Origin of the sequence: Streptomyces sp. BE303, from assembly GCF_036290945.1 — a bacterium.
Taxonomy (GTDB): domain Bacteria; phylum Actinomycetota; class Actinomycetes; order Streptomycetales; family Streptomycetaceae; genus Kitasatospora.
The window spans coordinates 1-18,527 of the sequence record NZ_JAQYWZ010000600.1; the positions used below are offsets into that span (position 1 = coordinate 1).

18 protein-coding genes are annotated in these 18,527 nt (G+C 74.0%); 5 read left to right on the top strand and 13 right to left on the bottom strand.

What is annotated here, in order from left to right; genetic code table 11:
- Positions 1 to 202: 202 nt before the first annotated feature.
- From PUR56_RS13355 to PUR56_RS13365, 3 genes are read right to left on the bottom strand one after another with little or no spacing between them, the layout of a single operon-like run.
- Complete coding sequence (locus PUR56_RS13355; RefSeq protein WP_329883847.1) at positions 203 to 412, bottom strand: DUF397 domain-containing protein; 210 nt, start codon at positions 410 to 412, stop codon at positions 203 to 205.
- On the bottom strand, positions 409 to 828 hold the full coding sequence (locus tag PUR56_RS13360) for a DUF5753 domain-containing protein (protein ID WP_329949059.1): 420 nt from the start codon (positions 826 to 828) through the stop codon (positions 409 to 411). The genes PUR56_RS13355 and PUR56_RS13360 overlap by 4 nt, the downstream gene beginning before the upstream one ends.
- Positions 829 to 879: 51 nt before the next feature.
- Positions 880 to 2,055: a serine hydrolase domain-containing protein gene (locus PUR56_RS13365; protein ID WP_329949060.1), complete on the bottom strand. Its 1,176-nt coding sequence runs from the start codon at positions 2,053 to 2,055 to the stop codon at positions 880 to 882.
- Between the two features lie 214 nt (positions 2,056 to 2,269).
- Here PUR56_RS13365 and PUR56_RS13370 point away from each other — a divergent pair, with 214 nt between their 5' ends.
- Positions 2,270 to 2,437, top strand: a complete 168-nt coding sequence (locus tag PUR56_RS13370; protein WP_329949061.1) for a hypothetical protein — start codon at positions 2,270 to 2,272, stop codon at positions 2,435 to 2,437.
- On the opposite strand, the gene PUR56_RS13375 is transcribed toward PUR56_RS13370, so the two are convergent.
- Complete coding sequence (locus PUR56_RS13375) at positions 2,386 to 5,112, bottom strand: helix-turn-helix transcriptional regulator (protein ID WP_329949062.1); 2,727 nt, start codon at positions 5,110 to 5,112, stop codon at positions 2,386 to 2,388. The two genes, PUR56_RS13370 and PUR56_RS13375, sit on opposite strands and share 52 nt — an antisense overlap.
- Before the next feature lie 146 nt (positions 5,113 to 5,258).
- On the opposite strand from PUR56_RS13375, the gene PUR56_RS13380 reads away from it, so the two are divergent.
- The 3 genes from PUR56_RS13380 (at position 5,259) to PUR56_RS13390 (ending at position 9,334) form a co-directional block, all read left to right on the top strand.
- A complete protein-coding gene (locus PUR56_RS13380) occupies positions 5,259 to 5,636 on the top strand; it encodes a nuclear transport factor 2 family protein (protein WP_329949063.1) in 378 nt (125 codons plus the stop codon).
- A 183-nt stretch (positions 5,637 to 5,819) separates the two neighbouring features.
- Entirely contained in the window at positions 5,820 to 7,268 is a 1,449-nt protein-coding gene (locus PUR56_RS13385) for an MFS transporter (RefSeq protein WP_329949064.1), read from the top strand.
- 179 nt (positions 7,269 to 7,447) lie between these two features.
- The gene (locus PUR56_RS13390; protein WP_329949065.1) at positions 7,448 to 9,334 is read left to right on the top strand and encodes a S9 family peptidase; all 1,887 of its coding nucleotides are present in this window, start codon (positions 7,448 to 7,450) and stop codon (positions 9,332 to 9,334) included.
- A 97-nt stretch (positions 9,335 to 9,431) separates the two neighbouring features.
- Here PUR56_RS13390 and PUR56_RS13395 read toward each other — a convergent pair whose 3' ends face one another.
- Complete coding sequence (locus PUR56_RS13395) at positions 9,432 to 9,596, bottom strand: hypothetical protein (protein ID WP_329949066.1); 165 nt, start codon at positions 9,594 to 9,596, stop codon at positions 9,432 to 9,434.
- Positions 9,597 to 9,681: 85 nt separating this feature from the next.
- Here PUR56_RS13395 and PUR56_RS13400 point away from each other — a divergent pair, with 85 nt between their 5' ends.
- Positions 9,682 to 10,071 (top strand): hypothetical protein, encoded by a 390-nt coding sequence (locus PUR56_RS13400; RefSeq protein WP_329949067.1) that lies wholly within the window; start codon positions 9,682 to 9,684, stop codon positions 10,069 to 10,071.
- 13 nt (positions 10,072 to 10,084) lie between these two features.
- Here PUR56_RS13400 and PUR56_RS13405 read toward each other — a convergent pair whose 3' ends face one another.
- The 8 genes from PUR56_RS13405 to PUR56_RS13440 all read right to left on the bottom strand — a co-directional run bounded on the left by PUR56_RS13405 (position 10,085) and on the right by PUR56_RS13440 (position 18,516).
- Positions 10,085 to 10,927 carry an SURF1 family protein gene (locus PUR56_RS13405; protein WP_329949068.1) on the bottom strand — a complete coding sequence of 281 codons (843 nt, stop codon included), beginning with the start codon at positions 10,925 to 10,927 and terminating at the stop codon, positions 10,085 to 10,087.
- 253 nt (positions 10,928 to 11,180) lie between these two features.
- Positions 11,181 to 12,503 carry a hypothetical protein gene (locus PUR56_RS13410; protein WP_329949069.1) on the bottom strand — a complete coding sequence of 441 codons (1,323 nt, stop codon included), beginning with the start codon at positions 12,501 to 12,503 and terminating at the stop codon, positions 11,181 to 11,183.
- Between the two features lie 319 nt (positions 12,504 to 12,822).
- The gene (locus PUR56_RS13415) at positions 12,823 to 13,368 is read right to left on the bottom strand and encodes a SigE family RNA polymerase sigma factor (RefSeq protein WP_329883836.1); all 546 of its coding nucleotides are present in this window, start codon (positions 13,366 to 13,368) and stop codon (positions 12,823 to 12,825) included.
- 334 nt (positions 13,369 to 13,702) lie between these two features.
- Entirely contained in the window at positions 13,703 to 14,755 is a 1,053-nt protein-coding gene (locus tag PUR56_RS13420) for an aspartate-semialdehyde dehydrogenase (protein ID WP_329949070.1), read from the bottom strand.
- The gene (locus tag PUR56_RS13425; RefSeq protein WP_329883834.1) at positions 14,752 to 16,032 is read right to left on the bottom strand and encodes an aspartate kinase; all 1,281 of its coding nucleotides are present in this window, start codon (positions 16,030 to 16,032) and stop codon (positions 14,752 to 14,754) included. The genes PUR56_RS13420 and PUR56_RS13425 overlap by 4 nt, the downstream gene beginning before the upstream one ends.
- A 465-nt stretch (positions 16,033 to 16,497) precedes the next feature.
- On the bottom strand, positions 16,498 to 17,208 hold the full coding sequence (locus PUR56_RS13430; protein ID WP_329883832.1) for a DUF5063 domain-containing protein: 711 nt from the start codon (positions 17,206 to 17,208) through the stop codon (positions 16,498 to 16,500).
- On the bottom strand, positions 17,201 to 17,800 hold the full coding sequence (recR, locus tag PUR56_RS13435; RefSeq protein WP_329883870.1) for a recombination mediator RecR: 600 nt from the start codon (positions 17,798 to 17,800) through the stop codon (positions 17,201 to 17,203). Before recR ends, PUR56_RS13430 begins: the two co-directional genes overlap by 8 nt.
- Positions 17,801 to 18,174: 374 nt before the next feature.
- Entirely contained in the window at positions 18,175 to 18,516 is a 342-nt protein-coding gene (locus tag PUR56_RS13440) for a YbaB/EbfC family nucleoid-associated protein (RefSeq protein WP_329883831.1), read from the bottom strand.
- Between the last annotated feature and the right edge of the window lie 11 nt (positions 18,517 to 18,527).

Genomic DNA, 18,527 nt, shown 5'->3' on the forward strand with positions numbered 1-18,527 from the left:
CTCTACCAGGTCCTCGACCAACTCCAGGACCTGCTGAGCTGCTGGACCGGTGTCTGCCACACCTGTCAACGCCCGCTTCCCACACGGAAGTCCACAAGCCGAACACGACAGCCCACCCCAACCTAACGAAGTACTACTAGAACCCGCCGAGTACGACGATGGCCCTGACCGGCGAACGGTCAGGGACACCGGGCGATGGCGATCAACCCTCACCGAATTCGCCGGCCTGGAGGGCAGTGACGAAGGAGCGCCACCCATCGACAGGGAAGACGAGCGCAGGACCGGATGGGTCCTTGGAGTCACGGACGGGGACGAGACCGGGGAAGCCAGGCGCAATCTCGACACAGTTCCCACCGTTGCCGCTGTGTCGCGACTTCACCCATCGAGCGCCGGCCAGGTTGATAGGCGTCATTCAAGGTCCTTCCGAACAGCGCGGATCATGGCCAGTGAGGCCGCCGTGGACAGCGACTCCACCTGGAGCTGATCGTAGTCCGCTTCCCACGCCGCGATAGTGGTACGAGCTCTCTCCAGATACCCCCGCAACTGCGACTCGGCATACCCCACCACAGTCCGGTCAGGCAGCGTGAGCAGCACCAGAGGAGGCACAAATGGACGTTGCTCGGCCAGTTCGAACGGTGCGATCTGGGTAGTGATGTTCGGCCGCCCTGCCAACCGTTCGAGGTGATCGAGCTGTTCGCACATCACCGCGCGCCCGCCGATCGGCCGGAGGAGGCAACTCTGGTCCAGGACCGCCTGGATGGTCGGCGGGACCTTCTGCTCAAGCAGCCGTTGCCGATGCATCAGGAACGCCACCCGTTCACTGGCCACCCGGCTACCGGCGGGCGGTCGGCCCGGACGAGCCTGCGGAGGGCGACCGCCTCAGCCGCACAGGGCTGCCGTCTGCACCTGCGCCGCACCCGGGCCCAGCGGGACGGGCACCTCGTCCTTCAGGTCCGCGCCGAGGTCATAGACGTTGAGGGCGAGGACCAGCTGCCGCTCACCGTCGACGGTGCTGAACGACAGGCTCATGAAGCCGGGGCCGCCGCCGTCGGTCGCCCAGGTGCTGACCTGTTTGGCGTCCGGACCCGTGCCGCAGGTCACCTCCCTGCGCTGCACGCCCAGTCCGTACGCCGGCCCGCCCGTGAACTTCACCGTGGTCAACAGCTCACGCTGCTGGGCCGGGCGCAGCAGCTTGCCGCCGAACAGGGCCCGGTGGAACCGGGCCAGGTCGTCGACGGTGGAGATCATTGCGCCGGCGGTCCAGTCGTACGACGGGCTGAACCGGGTCACGTCGCGGCCCGCGAGGTCGTACCCGTGCAGGTGGGGGCCGCGGATGTCCGGGTCGGTCACGGGGAAGGAGGTGTTCCTGAGGCCGAGCGGGACGAGGATCCGCCGGTGGATCTCGGAGGGCGCGCTGTGGTGCGTGACCGCCTCGATCACCAGCCCGGCGAGCAGGTAGTTGGTGTTGGAGTACGCCCAGCCGCTCCCGGGCGGCGTGAACGACGGCGCGTGCCGGACTGCGCGGGCGATCACCTCCCGCGGGGTGTAGACGTAGCCCCACTCGTGGCGCTCCAGGTAGGGGGCGAAGAACTCCGGCTCGTCGGTGGGGTCGTGGATGCCCGAGGTGTGGTTGAGCAGCTGCCGGACGGTGATGGCGTTGCCGTCGTTGCCGTTCCCGCCGACCACGCCGGGCAGCCACTTCTCCACGCTGTCGTCGAGCGAGAGCCGCCCCTCGCCCTCCAGTTGCAGGAGCACCGTCGAGACGAACGACTTGGTGTTGCTGGCGATCCGGAACCGCTGGTCCGGTCGGGCCCGCTCGCCGGTCGCCGTGTCGGCGAGCCCGGCCGCCGTCCGTGACTCCCGCTCCCCCTGCCTGGCGTACGCGACGGCGGCCGGGAATCCGTCCGCGACCGTCTGTTCGACGGCCGCCCTGAGACCGGCGGGGGGCGCGGCCGACGCCCGCTCCCCCGCAGCGGCGGCAGTCGGGAAGAACCCCGAGACCGCCATCGCGCACGTCCCCGCCAACAGTGCTGCGGCCCCCGCACGTGCCTTCACCGATCACTCCCTTGTCGCTGTCGCCCTGGGTCGTTCGCGCTCCAGCCTGCCGCGCGGCCGCACCGCCGCCCATCCTGCTGACGCCATGATCGACACGGGGGCTGCCCCCACCCCCTGCGGGACGCGAAGGCCAGCTCCCGCTTCACCCGGAAGGTGGCGCTCACCGGCAAGAACGGTGCCGTGGACCTGCCGTTCTCCGATCCCGGGGAGGGCAGTGCCCAAGATCGGAAGCGGGACGGCCGCCGGAGGCGAGAGCCTGCTCACCGCCACCTCCGAGTACAGCGACGACGTCTTCGGGGCGAGTCGCCGCGACGGCGACGGCGCGTTCCCTCAGAACAGCGCGGCCAGCTCCGTCCGCGCGGCGATCCCCAGCTTCGGGTAGGCCTTGTAGAGGTGGTGTCCCACGGTCCGGGGGCTCAGGAACAGCTGTGCCGCGATGTCCCGGTTGGTCAGCCCCGCGGCGGCCAGCCGGGCGATCTGCAGCTCCTGCGGGGTGAGCACGGTGAGCACGCCCGGCGGCGCCCCGGCCGCCGCCGGGGCCGCCCCGCCGGTGGCGGTCAGCTCGCCGCGGGCCCGGTCCGCCCACGGCCCGGCACCGAGCCGTTCGAAGGTCTCCAGCGCCACGCCCAGGTGCGGCCTGGCATCCGTTCGGCGCCGTTCCCGGCGCAGCCACTCCCCGTACAGCAGGGCCGTCCTGGCCTGTTCGAACGGCCGGTCGGTCCCCTCGTGCAGCGCGAGCGCGGCCAGGTACGCGGACTCGGCCGACTGGTGCGGCCCGAGCAGCGCCCGGCAGCGCAGCCGGAGCGCCTCCGCCCAGGGCGTCCCCGCCGCCCCCGCCCAGCGGGCGAACCGTTCGTACGGCTCGGCCGCCCGCTCCGGGGCCCCCAGCCGCACGACGGCCTCGACCAGGTCGGGCACCGCCCGGGTGGCGCTGACGTGGTGCCGGTACGGCCCGGTGGTGAGCGTGTGCAGCCGGTCGGCGGCGGCCCCCGCCCGCCCCCTCCCGAGGTCGAGCAGGGCGATCCCCCACTGCGCCCAGGGCGCGCCGGCGGCGGGCGCCGGAGAACCGGAGTCGAGCGCTTCGTCGGCCAGCTCCGTGCACCGCTCGTCCGCGCCGCCGAGCGCGGCGACACAGGACAGCAGGGCCGCCAGCTGGCTGGTCCACTGGCGCTGTCCGGTGTCGCGGGCCAGGGTGAGCGCCTCGGTGGCAGTGACCTCGGCATCGCGGTGGCGGCCGTGGAACAGCTCCGCCTCGGCGAGGAAGAACTGGAGCGTGGGCAGGACCCCGACGGTTCCCTTGGCCCGGGCCTCCGCCACCAGCTCGGCGGCCAGTTCGAGGGTCTCGGCGTCCCGGCCGAGGATCAGGGTCGCGCCGCACAGCTGGACCAGGTCGCTCGGGCTCTCCGCACCGGCCTTGCGGGCGGCCTCGACGGTCTCTCGGAGCACCGGCACCGGATCCGCCGGGCGGTCCAGAACGGGCAGGACGGCGGCGGGCAGGTGGCGGGCCAGCGGCGCGAGCGGCTCCTCCGGCGCGAGCGGCAGCGCCGCCAGCCGGTCGAGCACCGTGGCGACCGCCTCCTCGCCCACGTACCAGGCGGGATGGAACGCCTGGAGCAGCATCCGGGCGGCGTGGGCCGGCTCGATGTCGGTGGCCGCGGCGTCGAGCAGCAGCCGGTAGGCGGCCGGGTAGGACCCGCGCCAGAAGTGTGCGACCGCCCGGACCTGGTCCAGCAGAGCGTGCGCGAAGACGCTGTCGGTCCGCGCCCGGGCCCGGTCGGCCAGTTCCTCGGCCTGCGCCAACTTGCCTTCCTCGGTGGCCGCTTCGGCGGCCAGCACGAGCCGCCGGGTGGCTCCGTCGCGGTCCGGGGTGAGCCGGGCCGCGCGCTCGTACGCGGCGGCGGCGCCACCGTGGGCACCCCGGGACTCGGCCCGAACGGCGGCCCGTTCCAGCGCGTCCGCGAGATCGGCGTCGGGACCGGTGGCGGCGAGGACCAGGTGCCAGGTGCGGCGGTCGCCGTCCTCCAGCGCCTCGCCGATCACCCGATGGGCCGTCAGGCGCTGTTGCAGGGGTGCACGTTGGAGGACGGCGGCACGCAGGAGCGGATGCCGGAAGGAGAGCCGGCGGTCGGCGCCGACCGTGACCAGTCCGGCCTGCTCGGCGGGCGCCATCGTGTCGGCGCCGGCCCCGAGGGCGGCGGCGGCCGACAGGACGACGTCGAGGTCGCCGTTCTCCTCCGCGGCGGCGACCAGCAGCAGCGTCTGGGTGGCCGGCGGCAGCCCGGTGACCTGGCCGTGGAAGGCGATCTGCAGCCGACTGGTGAGCGCCAGCCCTCCGGCGTCCGACTCGGCTTCGGTGAAGGGGAGTTCGACGAGGGCGAGCGGGTTCCCGGCGGCCTCGGCGAGCAACCGGCGGCGGACCGGATCGGTGATCCCTCCGGCGGCCCGGGCGTCCAGCAGCCGTTCGGCGTCCGGCCCGGCGAGGCCGGCCAGGCGCAGTTCGGGGAGCCCGGCGAGCGGCAGGGCGTCCGCGCCGCCTGCGGTCGGGAGCGTGTCCCGGGCTGCGAGCAGCAGGGCGACGCCCTCCGCCTGGAGACGGCGGGCGGCGAGCAGTAGCGCGTCCAGCGAGGCGCGGTCCAGCCACTGCACGTCGTCGACGACGCACAACAGAGGCTTGTCGGAGGCGAGTTCGGCGAGCAGTCCGAGGGTCGCCAGTCCGGTGAGCAGCCGGTCGGTGGGCGCACCGCCGCCTTCCCCCAGTCCGAACGCACCCTCCAGGGAGCGTCGTTGCGGAGCGGGAAGGGCGTCCAGCCGGTCCAGCCCCGGCCCGAGCAGCAGGCTCAGTCCGGCGAAGGGGAGTTCGGCCTCGTACTCGACCCCGGTCGCGCGGACCACCCGGAACGCCCGGCCCGCCGTCGCGACCGCGTACTCCAGCAACGCGGTCTTGCCGATGCCCGGTTCACCACGGAGCACCAGCACCCCGCTGCGGCCGTCCCCCGCCCCGTCGAGCAGCGCGTCGACCGCGGCCTGCTCCCGTTCCCGCCCGTACAGCGTCCCCATGCCCCCGACCCTACTGGCGCGGCCTACGTAGGCCCCTACCTATCCGTGACGGATTCGCCCGCCGTCCGCCGTCCGTACCTTCGTGAACAGCGGGAACGACCCGCCCCACCGGGGCCGATCGGCCCACCGGACAAGGGAGAAGAACCATGAACGCCATCCAGCCGACCGACCTCCAGCAGCTCGCCGAGCGTTACCTCGCCGTCTGGAACGAGACCGACCCGGCCGCCCGCCGGAAGCTGATCGACGAGGTGTGGGCCGAGGACTGCCGGTACACCGACCCGCTGGCCGCGGTCACCGGCCGCGAGGGCGTCGACGCGCTGATCGGCGCCGCCCAGGGGCAGTTCCCCGGCCTGGTGTTCACCCTCGGCCCGGTCGACGCGCACCACGACATCGCCCGGTTCACCTGGAACCTGGGGCCGGCCGGCGCGGAGCCGCTGGTGATCGGCTTCGACGTGCTGGTGTCCGACCCGGAGGGCCGGATCGCCTCCGTGCACGGCTTCCTGGACCGCGTCCCGGGCGCCTGAGCCGCCGCCGTGCCGCCTGCGGGGGCGGCCACACACCCGGTCCGCCCCCGCCACCGCCCCGCCGTCGGCGACCGCTCCTCCCGCGAGCCCCACCTCCACCGCCAACGCCTCCCCCTCCACCGCCCCCGCCAGCGCCTCCCCCCTCCGACGACGCCCCCCTCCCGCCCCTGAGGAGCACCTGCCGTGAGCACCGCCCTGCGCACCGTCCTTCGCACCGCCCCCCGCCCCCGCCCGGGCGGCCCGGACAGCCCGGCCGACGGCGCGGCCCCCGCGCCCCGGGGCCTGCTGCCCGTCGTCCTCACCGCCACCTTCATGACCGCCCTCGACGTCTTCGTGGTCAACGTCGCCATACCCTCCGTCCAGGCCGATCTGAGAGCCGGACCCGCCTCCGTCCAGTGGGTGGTGGCCGGCTTCGGCCTGGCCCTCGCCGCCGGCCTGATCACCGCCGGGCGGCTCGGCGACCGCTACGGGCGCCGCCGGGTGTTCGGCCTCGGCCTGGCCCTGTTCACCCTCGCCTCCGTGGCCTGCGGCCTCGCCCCGACGGCGGGTGCCCTGGTCGGCGCCCGGGTCGCGCAGGGACTGTCGGCGGCGCTGATGGGCCCGCAGGTGCTGGCGATCCTGCGCACCGCGTTCAGCGGGGCAGCCCAGGCCCGGGCGTTCGCGATGTACGGGCTGACCATGGGGCTCGGCGCGGTGTTCGGGCAGCTGATCGGCGGGGTGCTGATCCGCGCCGACCTGTTCGGCCTGGACTGGCGCAGCTGCTTCCTGATCAACCTGCCGGTCGGCCTGGCCGCCCTGGCCCTGGTCCGCCGCTGCCTGCCGGAGTCGCGTGCCCCGCAGCGGCCCGGGCTGGACCCGGTGGGCGTGCTGCTGGTCACGACCGGGCTGACCGGCCTGGTGCTGCCGCTGATCCAGGGCCGCGAGGCGGGCTGGCCGCTCTGGACGTGGCTCTGCCTGGCCGGCTCGGCCGCCGTGCTCGCCGTCTTCGGGGTCCACCAGCACCGGACGGGCCGGTCCGGCTCGCCGCTGGTCGACACCCGGCTCTTCCGCACCCGCGCCTTCACCGCCGGGCTGCTCGCCCAACTGGCCTTCTGGCTCGGCCAGGCGTCCTTCTTCCTCGTGCTCGCCCTCTACCTGCAGCCGGGCCGCGGTCTGGACGCGCTCGGGGCCGGACTGGTGTTCACCGCGATCGGTGCCGGCTACCTGCTCACCTCGACCACCGTGCACCGTTTCGTGGCCCGGCTCGGCCGGCAGGCGATCGCACTGGGCGGGCTGCTGATGGCCGCCGGACTGGGACTGCTCGGCCTCGCCGTGTACGCGGCCGGGGACACCGGCAGCGTCTGGTGGCTTGCGCCCGGACTGTTCGTGGACGGCCTCGGGATGGGTCTGGTGATCGCCCCGGTGACCTCGACGGTGCTGGCCTGCGTCGAGCCGCGGCTGGCGGGTTCGGCGGCGGGTGTGGTGGCCACCGTCCAGCAGGTGGCCGGGGCGCTCGGCATCGCACTGATCGGCATCCTCTACTACGGGGCGGCGGACCCGGCCACCGCGTTCGGCGTCAGCGTCGGCGCGCTGGCGGTGCTGGAGCTGCTGCTGGTGGGCCTGGTGCAGCTGCTGCCCCGCCGAACGGCCTGAGCGGACAGCGCGGCCGGGACCCGGGGCGGGAACCCGATCGGGAAACGGAACACGAACAGGTACGGAAGCGGAAGCGAGGACGTGGCGGAGGAGGGACGGGCGGGCGCGGGGGCGGGAAGGGTCCGCTCCCGCGCCCGCCCCCGTTCCGTTCCCGCCCCCCGATCGGGTTGGATGGGTGGATGAGCGAGGAGAAGAGCGCCGTTCCGGCGTGGGAGCAGCGGTTCAGGGCGGCACGGGTCTCCCTGCCGGACTGGGCGGAGGACGCCCCCGACCGGGCGCTGTACGTGTCCAACGCCAGCGGCACCTACGAGATCTACGCCTGGGACCGCGCCACCGACACCCACCGGCGCGTCACCGACCGGCCGAACGGCACGACCGACGCCGAACTGTCCCCCGACGGCGCGTGGATCTGGTGGTTCGACGACAGCGACGGTGACGAGTTCGGCATCTGGCGCCGCCGGCCCTTCGAGGGCCGCCCCGAAGGCGCGACCGGCCCCGACGAGGAGGCCGTCCCCGGCCTCGACCCGTCCTACGACGCGGGCCTGGCCCTCGGCCGGGACGGCACCGTCGTGGTCGGCCGGTCCACCGACGAGCACGGCACCACCCTGCACCTGCGACGGCCCGGGGCGGCCGAACCGGTCGAGATCTACCGGCACGCGGAGTACGGCGGCGTCGGCGACCTCAGCCACGACAGCACCCTGCTGGCCATCGACCACACCGAGCACGGCGACGCGATGCACGGGGCGATCCGGGTGGTCCGCCTCTCCGACGGCGCGACCGTCGCCGAGCTGGACGAGGTCACCGGGCACGCGGAACCGCGCGGTGTGGCCTGCATGGGCTTCGCCCCGGTCGACGGTGACACCCGGCTGCTGGTCGCCCAGCAGCGCACCGGCCGCTGGGAACCGATGATCTGGGACGTCGCGACCGGTGTCGAGACCGCGCTGCCGCTCCGCGACGAACAGGGCCGCGAACTGCCCGGCGACGTCTCCGCCCAGTGGCGGCCCGGCGCCCGGTCCCTGCTGATCGAGCACGAGTACGAGGCGCGCAGCGAGCTGTTCTCGTACGAGCTCGACGGCCCGGACGGCCCGGGGAGCGCCAAGGGCGTGCTGACCCGGCTCGACACCCCGCGCGGCACGGTCAGCGGCGCGACCGCCCGGCCGGACGGCACCGTGGAGTTCCTCTGGTCCTCCGCCGCCGAGCCGTCCGCGGTCCGTTCCACCGCCGGCGGCGTGGTGCTGCGCGCGCCCGGCGCGGTGCCGCCCGCCTCCGTCCCGGTCGAGGACGTCTGGGTGGACGGCCCCGGCGGCCGGGTGCACGCGCTCGTCCAGCGACCGTCCGGGGCCGGTCCGGCGGACGGCCCGTTCCCGACCGTCTTCGAGGTGCACGGCGGCCCGACCCACCACGACAGCGACTCCTTCGCCGCCGGCCCGGCCGCCTGGCTGGACCACGGCTTCGCGGTGGTCCGGGTCAACTACCGCGGCTCCACCGGCTACGGCCAGGCCTGGACGGACGCGCTGCGCGAGCGGGTCGGCCTGATCGAGCTGGAGGACATCGCGGCCGTCCGGGAGTGGGCGGTGGCGAGCGGCCTGGCCGACCCGGACCGGCTGGTGCTGTCCGGCGGTTCCTGGGGCGGCTACCTCACCCTGCTCGGCCTCGGCGTGCAGCCGGAGCTCTGGAGCCTCGGCGTCGCCGCCGTCCCCGTCGCGGACTACCTGACCGCGTACGACGACGAGATGGAGGCGCTGAAGGCGATCGACCGCACGCTCTTCGGCGGAACGCCGGAGGAGGTGCCCGAGCGCTGGACCGCCTCCTCCCCACTGACCTACGTGGAGCGGGTGCGGGTCCCGGTCTACATCAGCGCCGGGGTGAACGACCCGCGCTGCCCGATCCGGCAGATCGACAACTACGTCGAGCGGCTGGAGCAGCTGGGCAAGGTGCACGAGGTGTACCGGTACGACGCCGGGCACGGTTCGCTCGTCGTCGACGAGCGGATCAAGCAGCTGCGGCTGGAGATCGACTTCGTCGGTCGGCACCTCGGCACGGGCGGCGTCGGAGAGAATCGGTAGAAGACGGAGGAGAGGGACGGGGGGAACGTGTGAGACGCCTGCTGGCGATCATGGGGGTGGGGGTGGCCGGGGCCCTGGTACTCACCGGCTGCTCGGGTCAGGACGGCGACGACGGGAGCGGGGGCGGGGGGTCGGCCTGCCCGCCGCCCGCCTCCTCACCGTCCTCCTCACCGACGAGTGCGAGTTCGCCGACGGCCCCGTCCAGGGCCACGGCGACCGTGGCCGCCGCCGCGGCCGTCGTGGTGCGGGCGGCCTTCCGCACGGCCGAGCTCGGCGCAGCCGAACGCGGCCCGGAGGGCGCTGCGGGGTCCGTGGCGAGTTCAGTGGCGAGTTCAGTGGCAGGGTCCGTGGCGCCGACCGTGGCGCCGACCGTGGCGGAGGGCGCGCCACACGGCGGCACGGTGCTGCTGGCCAAGTCGGGCTCGTCCGGCTCCAAGAGCTCGTCGGGTTCCAAGAGCTCGTCCGGCTCGAAGGGCTCCAAGAGCGGCCGCAAGGCCCGCCACCACACCGACACCTACGACTCGGACGACGACAACGCCGGCGGGAACGGCAGTGGCAGCAGCCGGCGGTGCGACAACCCGCCGCCGACCGTTTCGCCGTCCCCGTCGGCCACGTCGTCAGGCCCGTCGGCTCCGCCCGCTCCGTCCGGGGCGCCGACCCCGTCCGCACCGGTGGTGCCGAGCGCACCCGCCGTTCCGTCCAAGCCCGTCGTGCCGCCGGTGAAGCCCACGCGCTGAGCCGGCCGTCCGGTCAGTCGAGGACCGGGTCCAGTCCCAGGGCCCGGTCCTGCTCGGCCTCGGCCTCGCGGCGCAGCAGGCGGAACCACATGAACACCACGAAGCCGCCGAAGACGAACCACTCCAGCGTGTAGCCCAGGTTCTGGAACGCCCGCAGGCTCAGTCCGTTGCCGCCCTGCGGCTGCACCGTCGGCACCGTGGTCAGCCCGGCCGGCGCGTCGTCGGCGGACACCCAGCCGTCGTACCAGCCCTCGTAGGAGAGCTTGTTGACCAGGGCGGCCCGGTTGATCGTGCCGAGCTGTCCCTCCGGGAGCCCGCCGGCCACCGCACCGCCGCTGCCGCTGGTCTCGCCGGCCTGCAGCCGGCCGGTCACCGTCACCTCGCCGGCGGGCGCGGCACCGGCGGCCGTGGTCGTGGAATCCGCGACCGTGGAGGCGCCGGCGGGCATTCCGGTGGCGGGCACCGCGGCAGCCGGTGTCCCGGCCGCCCAACCGCGGACCACCGCGACGGTCCGCCCGTCCGGCGTGCGCAGCGGGGTCAGCACGTAGTAGCCCTGCTTGCCGTCCAACACCCGGTTGGGCACGAGCAGTTGGTGTTCCCGGTCGAAGGTGCCGGTCACCGTCACGGCCTGGCCGACGGTGTCCGTGGTGACCTGCGGCCGGTCGGCGCCGAGCACCTCACCGAGCGGCCGGGAAGCACCCGCGTCGTTCACCGACCGGCTGATCTCCTCCTGCGAGGCGACCTTGTCCTCGAACCGACCGAGCTGCCAGGAGCCGAGCCAGACGCACACCGCGACGGCCGCGACGGCCAACGCGGTGCCGCTCAGCCAGCGCGGGGTGAGGAGGAACCGGTACACACCCCCACGGTAACCACTCCTCACACGCCGCCCGACCCCAGGCCCCCCGCCCGGCCCGGACACCACCCCCCGGAGCGGAAAGTCGGACCGGCCGACGTCCCCCGCCGCGAGGCCCCGCCGGTCCGCGCCGCAGCCGCCCCGGACGCCGTCCTGCGCCCTCTCGCCGGTCCCCTACTCCCCTACTCCTGATGCTTCCTCTCACCACTGCCCGGCGCCCGGCCCCGCGTGCGGCGCCCCGGGACCGCCCCCGCACTCACCCCGACGAGGGCGAGGCGCTCGGAGCCGGGAGCGCCGACGGAAGCGGGTCGGGCGCGGTGCGGTAGACCGTGCCCGCGCAGACGCCCGGGAGGACGGCGACGGACGCGGGCGGGTTGCCCGGCGCCGGGGTGTAGGCCAGCGTGACGCTCGTCAACGGCTTGCCGGGCCCGGCCGTCGAGGTGGCCGACGGGCTCGGCGCACCGGTCGACGGGGGTGTCGTCGCAGTGCTCGGCGGCGGCTCCGCGCTCGTCCCCGCGGTGAAGCCGGCCTCCGGGGCCGACCCGGTGGACAGGCGCGGCCCGCTCGTCGATCCGGTCGGGCCGGCGCTCAGCAGGCCGGGACCCGTCCCGCCGCTCGCACCCGCGCCCGCGTCCGTTCCCGCACCGCCGCTCGCGCCGCCGGCCGATCCCGGCGCCGCACCGGTGCCCGCGCCCGGCCCCGGAGCGGCGCCGCCACCAGCCGTACCGCCGGCCGTCGCGCTGCCGGTGCTGCCGCCGGTGGCTCCGCCCGTCGTGCTCTGCCCGGGCCCGGCGGAGGCGCTCGGCGAGGTCGTCCCGCCGGGCGTCGGGCAGCCGGCGGCGTCCGGCACCCACCCGAAGTCCACCCGGTACCCGGCCCGGGGCGCGAGCACGAGACCGTCGGTGCCGCCGCCCGTCCCCGCCGCAGGATCCGTCGAGCGCGCGGGCAGCCCGGTCGCCGGACCGCCCGCCGTGTGATCGGCGATCCGGATCCGCCCGGACTCCGTCCCGACGGTGCCGGTGACCGTGACCGAACCGGGCCCGCCGAGCCGGCAGCTGTGCGCGGACGTGTTGGTCACCGTGAAGTACCCGTAGATCCGGCCGTCGGGGTCGGCCGTACCGACCTGGGCGGTGCCCTGCCCGAGATCGCCACGGGTGCAGAGCGGCATCGGCCCGCTCTCGCCGCCGGTGCCGGTGGCGGCGGCCTGGGCCGAGGTCCCGGGCGCCGGGCGGGTGGTGCTCGCGTCGGCACTCGGCGAGGTCCCGGCGGTGCCGGACGGGCTGCCCGGCGAGGTGGGCGTGCTCACGTCGGGGGCCGGCGGCAGGCTCGGCCACACGATGCCTCCACCGGGTGCGGTCCCCGAGGAGGTCGACGAGGCGGTGCCGCCGTGTGCGTTGGGCGAGCCGGGGCCGCCGGAGAGACCGAGGTGTTCGTCGTCGTGCAGGGTCGGCAGCAGGACGGAGACGACGGCGGCCAGCGCGGCGGCGCCGGTCCAGGCGCCCCGGCGCGCGGCCCGTCTGCGCGGCACCGCCCGGCGGATGTACTGCAGGCCGCCGGGGGCGGGCTGGACCTCGGCCACGGCCCGTTGCATCAGCGCCCGGACGAGTCGTTCCTCCGAGCCGAGCGGATCGACCTCGCCGTCGTCGGCCCCGGCCCCGGTCTCGGCCCCGGCCCCGGTTAGGGCCCCGGCCCCGGCCCCGGTTAGGGCCCCGGCTCCGGCCCCGGTTAGGGCTCCGGCTCCGGCTCCGGCGAACCCCCGGAACCCGCCCGGGGCGCCGAATACTCCCGCGCTCCCAGGCCCTGCCGTACCTCCCGGACCTCGGTCTCTGCCGCCCGGTCCTCTCCCGGCCCCCGGACCACCGTCGGAGGGGGCCCGTTCACCGGACACCCGATCGTCCTCAGCCATGCCCGGCCTCCATCTGGACCCGCAGCGCGGCGATCCCGCGTGAGCCGTACGCCTTCACCGACCCCAGCGAGATGCCCAGGGTCTCGGCGACCTGCGCCTCCGTCATGTCCACGAAGTAGCGCAGCACCAGTACCTCCCGCTGACGGCGTTGCAGACCCCGTAACGCGGCCTTCAACTGGTCGCGTTCCAGCGCATCGTAGGCCCCTTCTTCTGCACTGGCCATGTCAGGCATGGGCTTCTGAAGCAGCCTCAGCCCGAGAATCCTGCGCCGCAGCGTCGAGCGGGACAGGTTGACCACCGTCTGCCGCAGGTAGGCGAGGGTCTTCTCGGGCTCACGCACCCGCCGCCGGGCCGCGTGCACCCGGATGAACGCCTCCTGCACCACGTCCTCACAGGTGGAGAGGTCGTCGAGGAGCAGCGCGGCCAGCCGCAGCAGGGAGCGGTAGTGCGCCTGGTAGGTCTCGGTGAGCAGGTCCTCGCTGGTCCCCGCGGTGGTGCCCGCGCCGGAGTCAGCGGCGCCGGATGCGACTACCGTCATCTGGCTTTCTACCGGCCTATCCGCCGGCCACTGGGCGCGCGGCGGGAACGTCACCGCGGCCGTTGCCGAGATGCCCGCCCCTGCCCCCACCATCACGTTCGCCACGCCCGTTGGACACTCGATCCCCTGTCATGGTTGCCCAGCCCGGCGGACATTCTTCCGCATCGGGCGGAGCCCCCTCCAGGGGATTCGGCGAGGATTCCTCAAGCGGTCCGCGAACAAACTGCGTAGACGCCGGCTGAGGAGCGGCAGCCCCGGCCGTCGCGAGAGGCCCCGGACGCGGTCCCGGGTGCGGTCCCGGCGGGCCGTCGGACGACGGGACCGCCGACCCGGCTCACAGGCCGAGTTCCCCCGCGACCAGTTCGGCGATCTGCAGCGCGTTCAGCGCCGAGCCCTTGCGCAGGTTGTCCGCGCAGAGGAAGAGGTCCAGCGCCGTCGGGTCGTCCAGCGCCCGGCGTACCCGGCCCACCCACACCGGATCGGTACCGACGACGTCGTTCGGCGTAGGGAACTCGCCCGCCGCCGGATCGTCGTAGAGCACCACGCCGGGGGCGTCCCGGAGGATCTCCTGGGCGTGCTCCTGGGTGACCTCCCGCTCGAACACCGCGTGCACGGCGACCGCGTGGGTGCGCACCACCGGGATGCGGACGCAGGTGGCGGAGACCCTGAGCGCGGACAGGCCGAGGATCTTGCGGGACTCGTCCCGTACCGTGCGCTCCTCGGAGGACCAGCCGCCGTCGGTCAGCGTGCCGGCCCACGGCACCGCGTTGAGCGCGAGCGGGGCGGCGAACGGGGCGTGGTCGGCGATCACGGCCCGCAGATCGCCGGTCTGTTCGCCGACCTCGGTACCGGCCACCTGCGCGAGCTGCCCGCGCAGCGCGTCGGCGCCGGCCCGGCCCACGCCGGAGGCGGCCTGGTAGGAGGAGACGACCAGCGCGGCGAGCCCGTACTCGGCGTGCAGCGCACCGACCGCCGCGATCATCGTCAGCGTGGTGGAGTCGGGGCTGGCCACGATGCCGCGCGTACGCAGTCGCACCGCCGCCGCGTTGACCTCGGGCACGACCAGCGGAACGTCCTCGTCCAGGCGGAAGGCCCCGGAGCTGTCGACGACCACGACGCCCTTGGCGGCCGCGATCGGCGCCCACCGGGCGGAGACGTCCGCAGGCACGTCGAACACCGCGACGTCGATCCCGTCGAAGCACTCCTCGGTGAGCGGGAGCACCTCCGCGAGCTCCCCGCGCACGGTCTGCTTGCGGCCGGCCGAGCGCGGGGACGCGACGAGACGGATCTCGCCCCAGATGTCCTGACGGAGGGAGAGCAGGCCGAGGAGCACCTCACCGACCGCGCCGGTGGACCCGACGACGGCGAGGTTCGGCCGCCGGGTCATCGCCCGGTGCCTCCGTAGACGACGGCCTCGTCCGTGTCGCTGTCCAGCCCGAAGGCGCTGTGGACGGCGCGCACGGCCGCGTTGACGTCCTCGGCGCGGGTGACCACCGAGATGCGGATCTCCGAGGTGGAGATCAGCTCGATGTTGACCCCGGCGGCGGAGAGCGCCTCGAAGAAGGTCGCGGTGACGCCCGGGTTGGAGCGCATGCCCGCACCGACGAGCGAGATCTTGCCGATCGCGTCGTCGTAGCGGAGCGACTCGTAGCCGATGCCCTCCTTGACCCGGTCGAGCGCGTCGATGGCCTTCTGGCCCTCGGCCTTCGGCAGGGTGAACGAGATGTCGGTCAGACCGGTCGACGCGGCGGAGACGTTCTGCACCACCATGTCGATGTTGACCTCGGCGTCGGCGATCGCGCGGAAGATGCGCGCCGCCTCGCCCGGCTTGTCGGGCACGCCTACGACCGTGACCTTGGCCTCGGACGTGTCGTGGGCGACTCCGGAGATGATGGCCTGCTCCATCTCGCCCCCTTCGGGCTGGTGCGGGTTGTCGTTGCTGACGATCGTCCCGGGAAGGCCCGAGAAGGACGAGCGTACGTGAATCGGGATGTTGTAGCGGCGCGCGTACTCCACACAGCGGTCGAGCAGCACCTTGGAGCCGGACGAGGCCAGCTCCAGCATGTCCTCGTACGCCAGCCAGTCGATCTTGCGGGCCTTCTTCACCACGCGCGGGTCGGCGGTGAACACGCCGTCCACGTCGGTGTAGATCTCGCAGACCTCGGCCCTGAGGGCCGCGGCGAGGGCGACGGCCGTGGTGTCGGAGCCGCCGCGGCCGAGCGTGGTGATGTCCTTGCTCGACTGCGAGACACCCTGGAAGCCGGCCACGATCGCGATGTTGCCCTCGTCCAGGGCGGTGCGGATGCGGCCCGGCGTCACGTCGATGATGCGCGCCTTGTTGTGGACGGAGTCGGTGATGACACCGGCCTGGCTGCCTGTGAAGGACTGGGCCTCGTGACCCAGGGATTTGATCGCCATGGCCAGCAGAGCCATGGAGATGCGCTCTCCAGCGGTCAGCAGCATGTCGAACTCGCGGCCGGCGGGGAGAGGTGACACCTGCTCCGCGAGTTCGATGAGCTCGTCCGTCGTGTCGCCCATCGCGGACACCACGACGACGACCTCATGGCCGGCCTTCTTGGCGTCAACGATTCGACGGGCCACGCGCTTGATGCCCTCGGCATCCGCAACGGATGAGCCGCCGTACTTCTGCACGACAAGGCCCACGTGCGCTCCTCGACTTGTGTCGTTTCCGGGGGCGCTCGGCCCCCGCACCCCCGGGTGGCGGGGGTGGTGCGGTCCGCGCCAGTCTACCGAGCAGGGGTGCGACACCTGCCGGTTTCCATATGATGAGACACACGTTTCAGCAGGTGAGCGGCGGTTCGGGCGGGGCCACGGGCAGGTCTGCGGGGTATCCCGCACCGCCCCGCAGAATCGGCGGGCAAACGGTCGGCAGCCCCGGGGTTTTCTCTTCGACGGAAAACCCTGAGGTCTGCGTCACAGTGCGTGCCGACCCCCGCCGACCCCTGCCGGAACGTTCCCCGGACACGTTCCCGGGACCCCGACCCGTTCCCGGAGCCCCGCCGGGGCCCGTTCCCGGGGCTCCCGGCGGGGGCTCCCGGCGGGGGCTCCCGGCGGGGGCTCCCGGCGGGGGCTCCCGGCGGGGGCTCCCGGTGGGGGCTCCCGGTGGGTTCAGCGCCCGATCCCCAGCTCGGCCGCCATGAGGTCGCCGGCCTGCTGTTCGAGCTGCTCGTCGGTGAGCCCGTCGTTGTCGGTGTCCGCACCGTCCGGCGCCGCCCCGATCGGGCTGTCCAGCCGGACGTGCGCGATCAGCGACTGCAGCGCCCGCAGCACCGCCGTGCAGGTCGTGCCCCAGTTGGACAGGTAGGAGAACTGCCACCACCAGAGCGCCTCGCTGACCCGCCCCTCGCGGTAGTGGGTGAGCCCGTGCTGGAGCTCGCTCACCACCCCGGCGAGGTCGTCCGAGATCCGGAACGCGCTCGGCTTCTCCGGCGGCCCGTACGGGTCGAAGACCTCGTGGTAGACGTCGATCGGCGCAAGCAGGGCGGCCAGCCGCTCCCGCAGCTGCTCGCCGTCCGGCTCCGGCCCGGTGTCGGGCTCGAACCGGTCCTCCGGCACGACGTCCTCGATCGCGCCCAGCCGGCCGCCGGCCAGCAGCAGCTGCGAGACCTCCAACAGGAGGAGGGAGACCGCGCTGCCGGGCTCGTCGCCCTTGGCCACCTCGGTGACGGCGAGCACGAAGCTCTCCACCGAGTCCGCGATCTGCACCGCGAAGTCGTCCGGCTCCGAGCCGTGCGCGTGCGTGTGCCAGCTGTGCCGGTCCTGCTCCGGTCCGGCCTGGTGGGGCGTGTGGGGCTGCTGGTTGATGGTCCGGTCAGACATCGAGCAGTCGTCTCCCTTCGAAGGCGCGACCGAGTGTGACCTCGTCCGCGTACTCCAGATCCCCGCCGACGGGCAGGCCGCTCGCCAGCCGGGTCACCCTCAGACCCATCGGCTTGCAGAGCCGGGCCAGATAGGTGGCGGTCGCCTCCCCCTCCAGGTTGGGGTCGGTGGCCAGGATCAGCTCGGTGACCGTGCCGTCCGCGAGCCGCGCCAGCAGCTCCCGGATCCGCAGGTCGTCCGGGCCGACGCCCTCGATCGGGCTGATCGCGCCGCCCAGTACGTGGTAGCGGCCACGGAACTCACGGGTGCGCTCGATGGCGACCACGTCCTTGGACTCCTCGACCACGCAGATGACGGCGAGGTCGCGCCGCGGGTCGAGACAGACCCGGCACCGCTCGGCCTCCGCGACGTTGCCGCAGACGGCGCAGAACCGGACCTTGTCCTTGACCTCCAGCAGCGCGTGCGCCAGCCGGCGCACGTCGACGGGGTCGGCCTGCAGGACGTGGAAGGCGATCCGCTGGGCGCTCTTGGGCCCGACGCCGGGCAGCCTGCCCAGTTCGTCGATCAGGTCCTGAACCACGCCCTCGTACAACGTCGCGCCTTCCCTCAGGTGGAACGGTGGCACCCGCGCGGGGTGCTCCGGTGCCATCATCCAACGAATCGGGCGTCGGGCACACCGCCCGACGCCCGTCTCCCGCATAAATCACACAGGTCCGTTGTCTGAACTACAGATCTCCGGGGCCTCGGGAACCGTCCCGAAACCCTCCTACCGGCCGGTCGAGAGCCCTCCACCGGCCGCCGGGGAGCCCCTCGTACCGACACGTACCGATTCGTCCCGACCGCCCGGCACTGCCCGAACGGCCCGGCCGTCCGGGCGGAACCGGGCCGGGACGGGGCTTGCCGGCCCTGGCCCTGTCCCTGTGCGTGTGCGTGTATCTGTCCCTCTGCCTGTCCCTGAACCGACGATCAGAACGGCAGGCCGGGGATGCCGCCGCCGCCGAGGCCCTGGGTCAGCGGGCCCATCCGCTCGGCCTGCATCTTCTGCGCCGACTGGTTCGCGTCACGGACCGCGGCCAGGACCAGGTCGGCCAGGGTCTCGGTGTCCTCCGGGTCCACGGCGGCCGGGGCGATGGTCAGCGCCACCAGCTCACCGGCACCGGTCACCGTCGCCTCGACCAGGCCGCCGCCCGCCGAACCGGTCACCTTCGCCTCGGCCAGCTCCTGCTGGGCCTGGGCGAGATCCTGCTGCATCTTCTGCGCCTGCTTGAGCAGCGCCTGCATGTTGGGCTGGCCACCACCGGGGAACACGGCTCACTCCT

What these genes read in the sequence shown, in the direction of transcription:
- PUR56_RS13355 (WP_329883847.1), bottom strand. Translation starts at nt 412, where the DNA reads ATGACGCCTATCAACCTGGCCGGCGCTCGATGGGTGAAGTCGCGACAC.
- PUR56_RS13375 (WP_329949062.1), bottom strand. Translation starts at nt 5,112, where the DNA reads ATGGGGACGCTGTACGGGCGGGAACGGGAGCAGGCCGCGGTCGACGCG.
- PUR56_RS13380 (WP_329949063.1), top strand. Translation starts at nt 5,259, where the DNA reads ATGAACGCCATCCAGCCGACCGACCTCCAGCAGCTCGCCGAGCGTTAC.
- PUR56_RS13390 (WP_329949065.1), top strand. Translation starts at nt 7,448, where the DNA reads ATGAGCGAGGAGAAGAGCGCCGTTCCGGCGTGGGAGCAGCGGTTCAGG.
- PUR56_RS13415 (WP_329883836.1), bottom strand. Translation starts at nt 13,368, where the DNA reads ATGACGGTAGTCGCATCCGGCGCCGCTGACTCCGGCGCGGGCACCACC.
- PUR56_RS13420 (WP_329949070.1), bottom strand. Translation starts at nt 14,755, where the DNA reads ATGACCCGGCGGCCGAACCTCGCCGTCGTCGGGTCCACCGGCGCGGTC.
- PUR56_RS13430 (WP_329883832.1), bottom strand. Translation starts at nt 17,208, where the DNA reads ATGTCTGACCGGACCATCAACCAGCAGCCCCACACGCCCCACCAGGCC.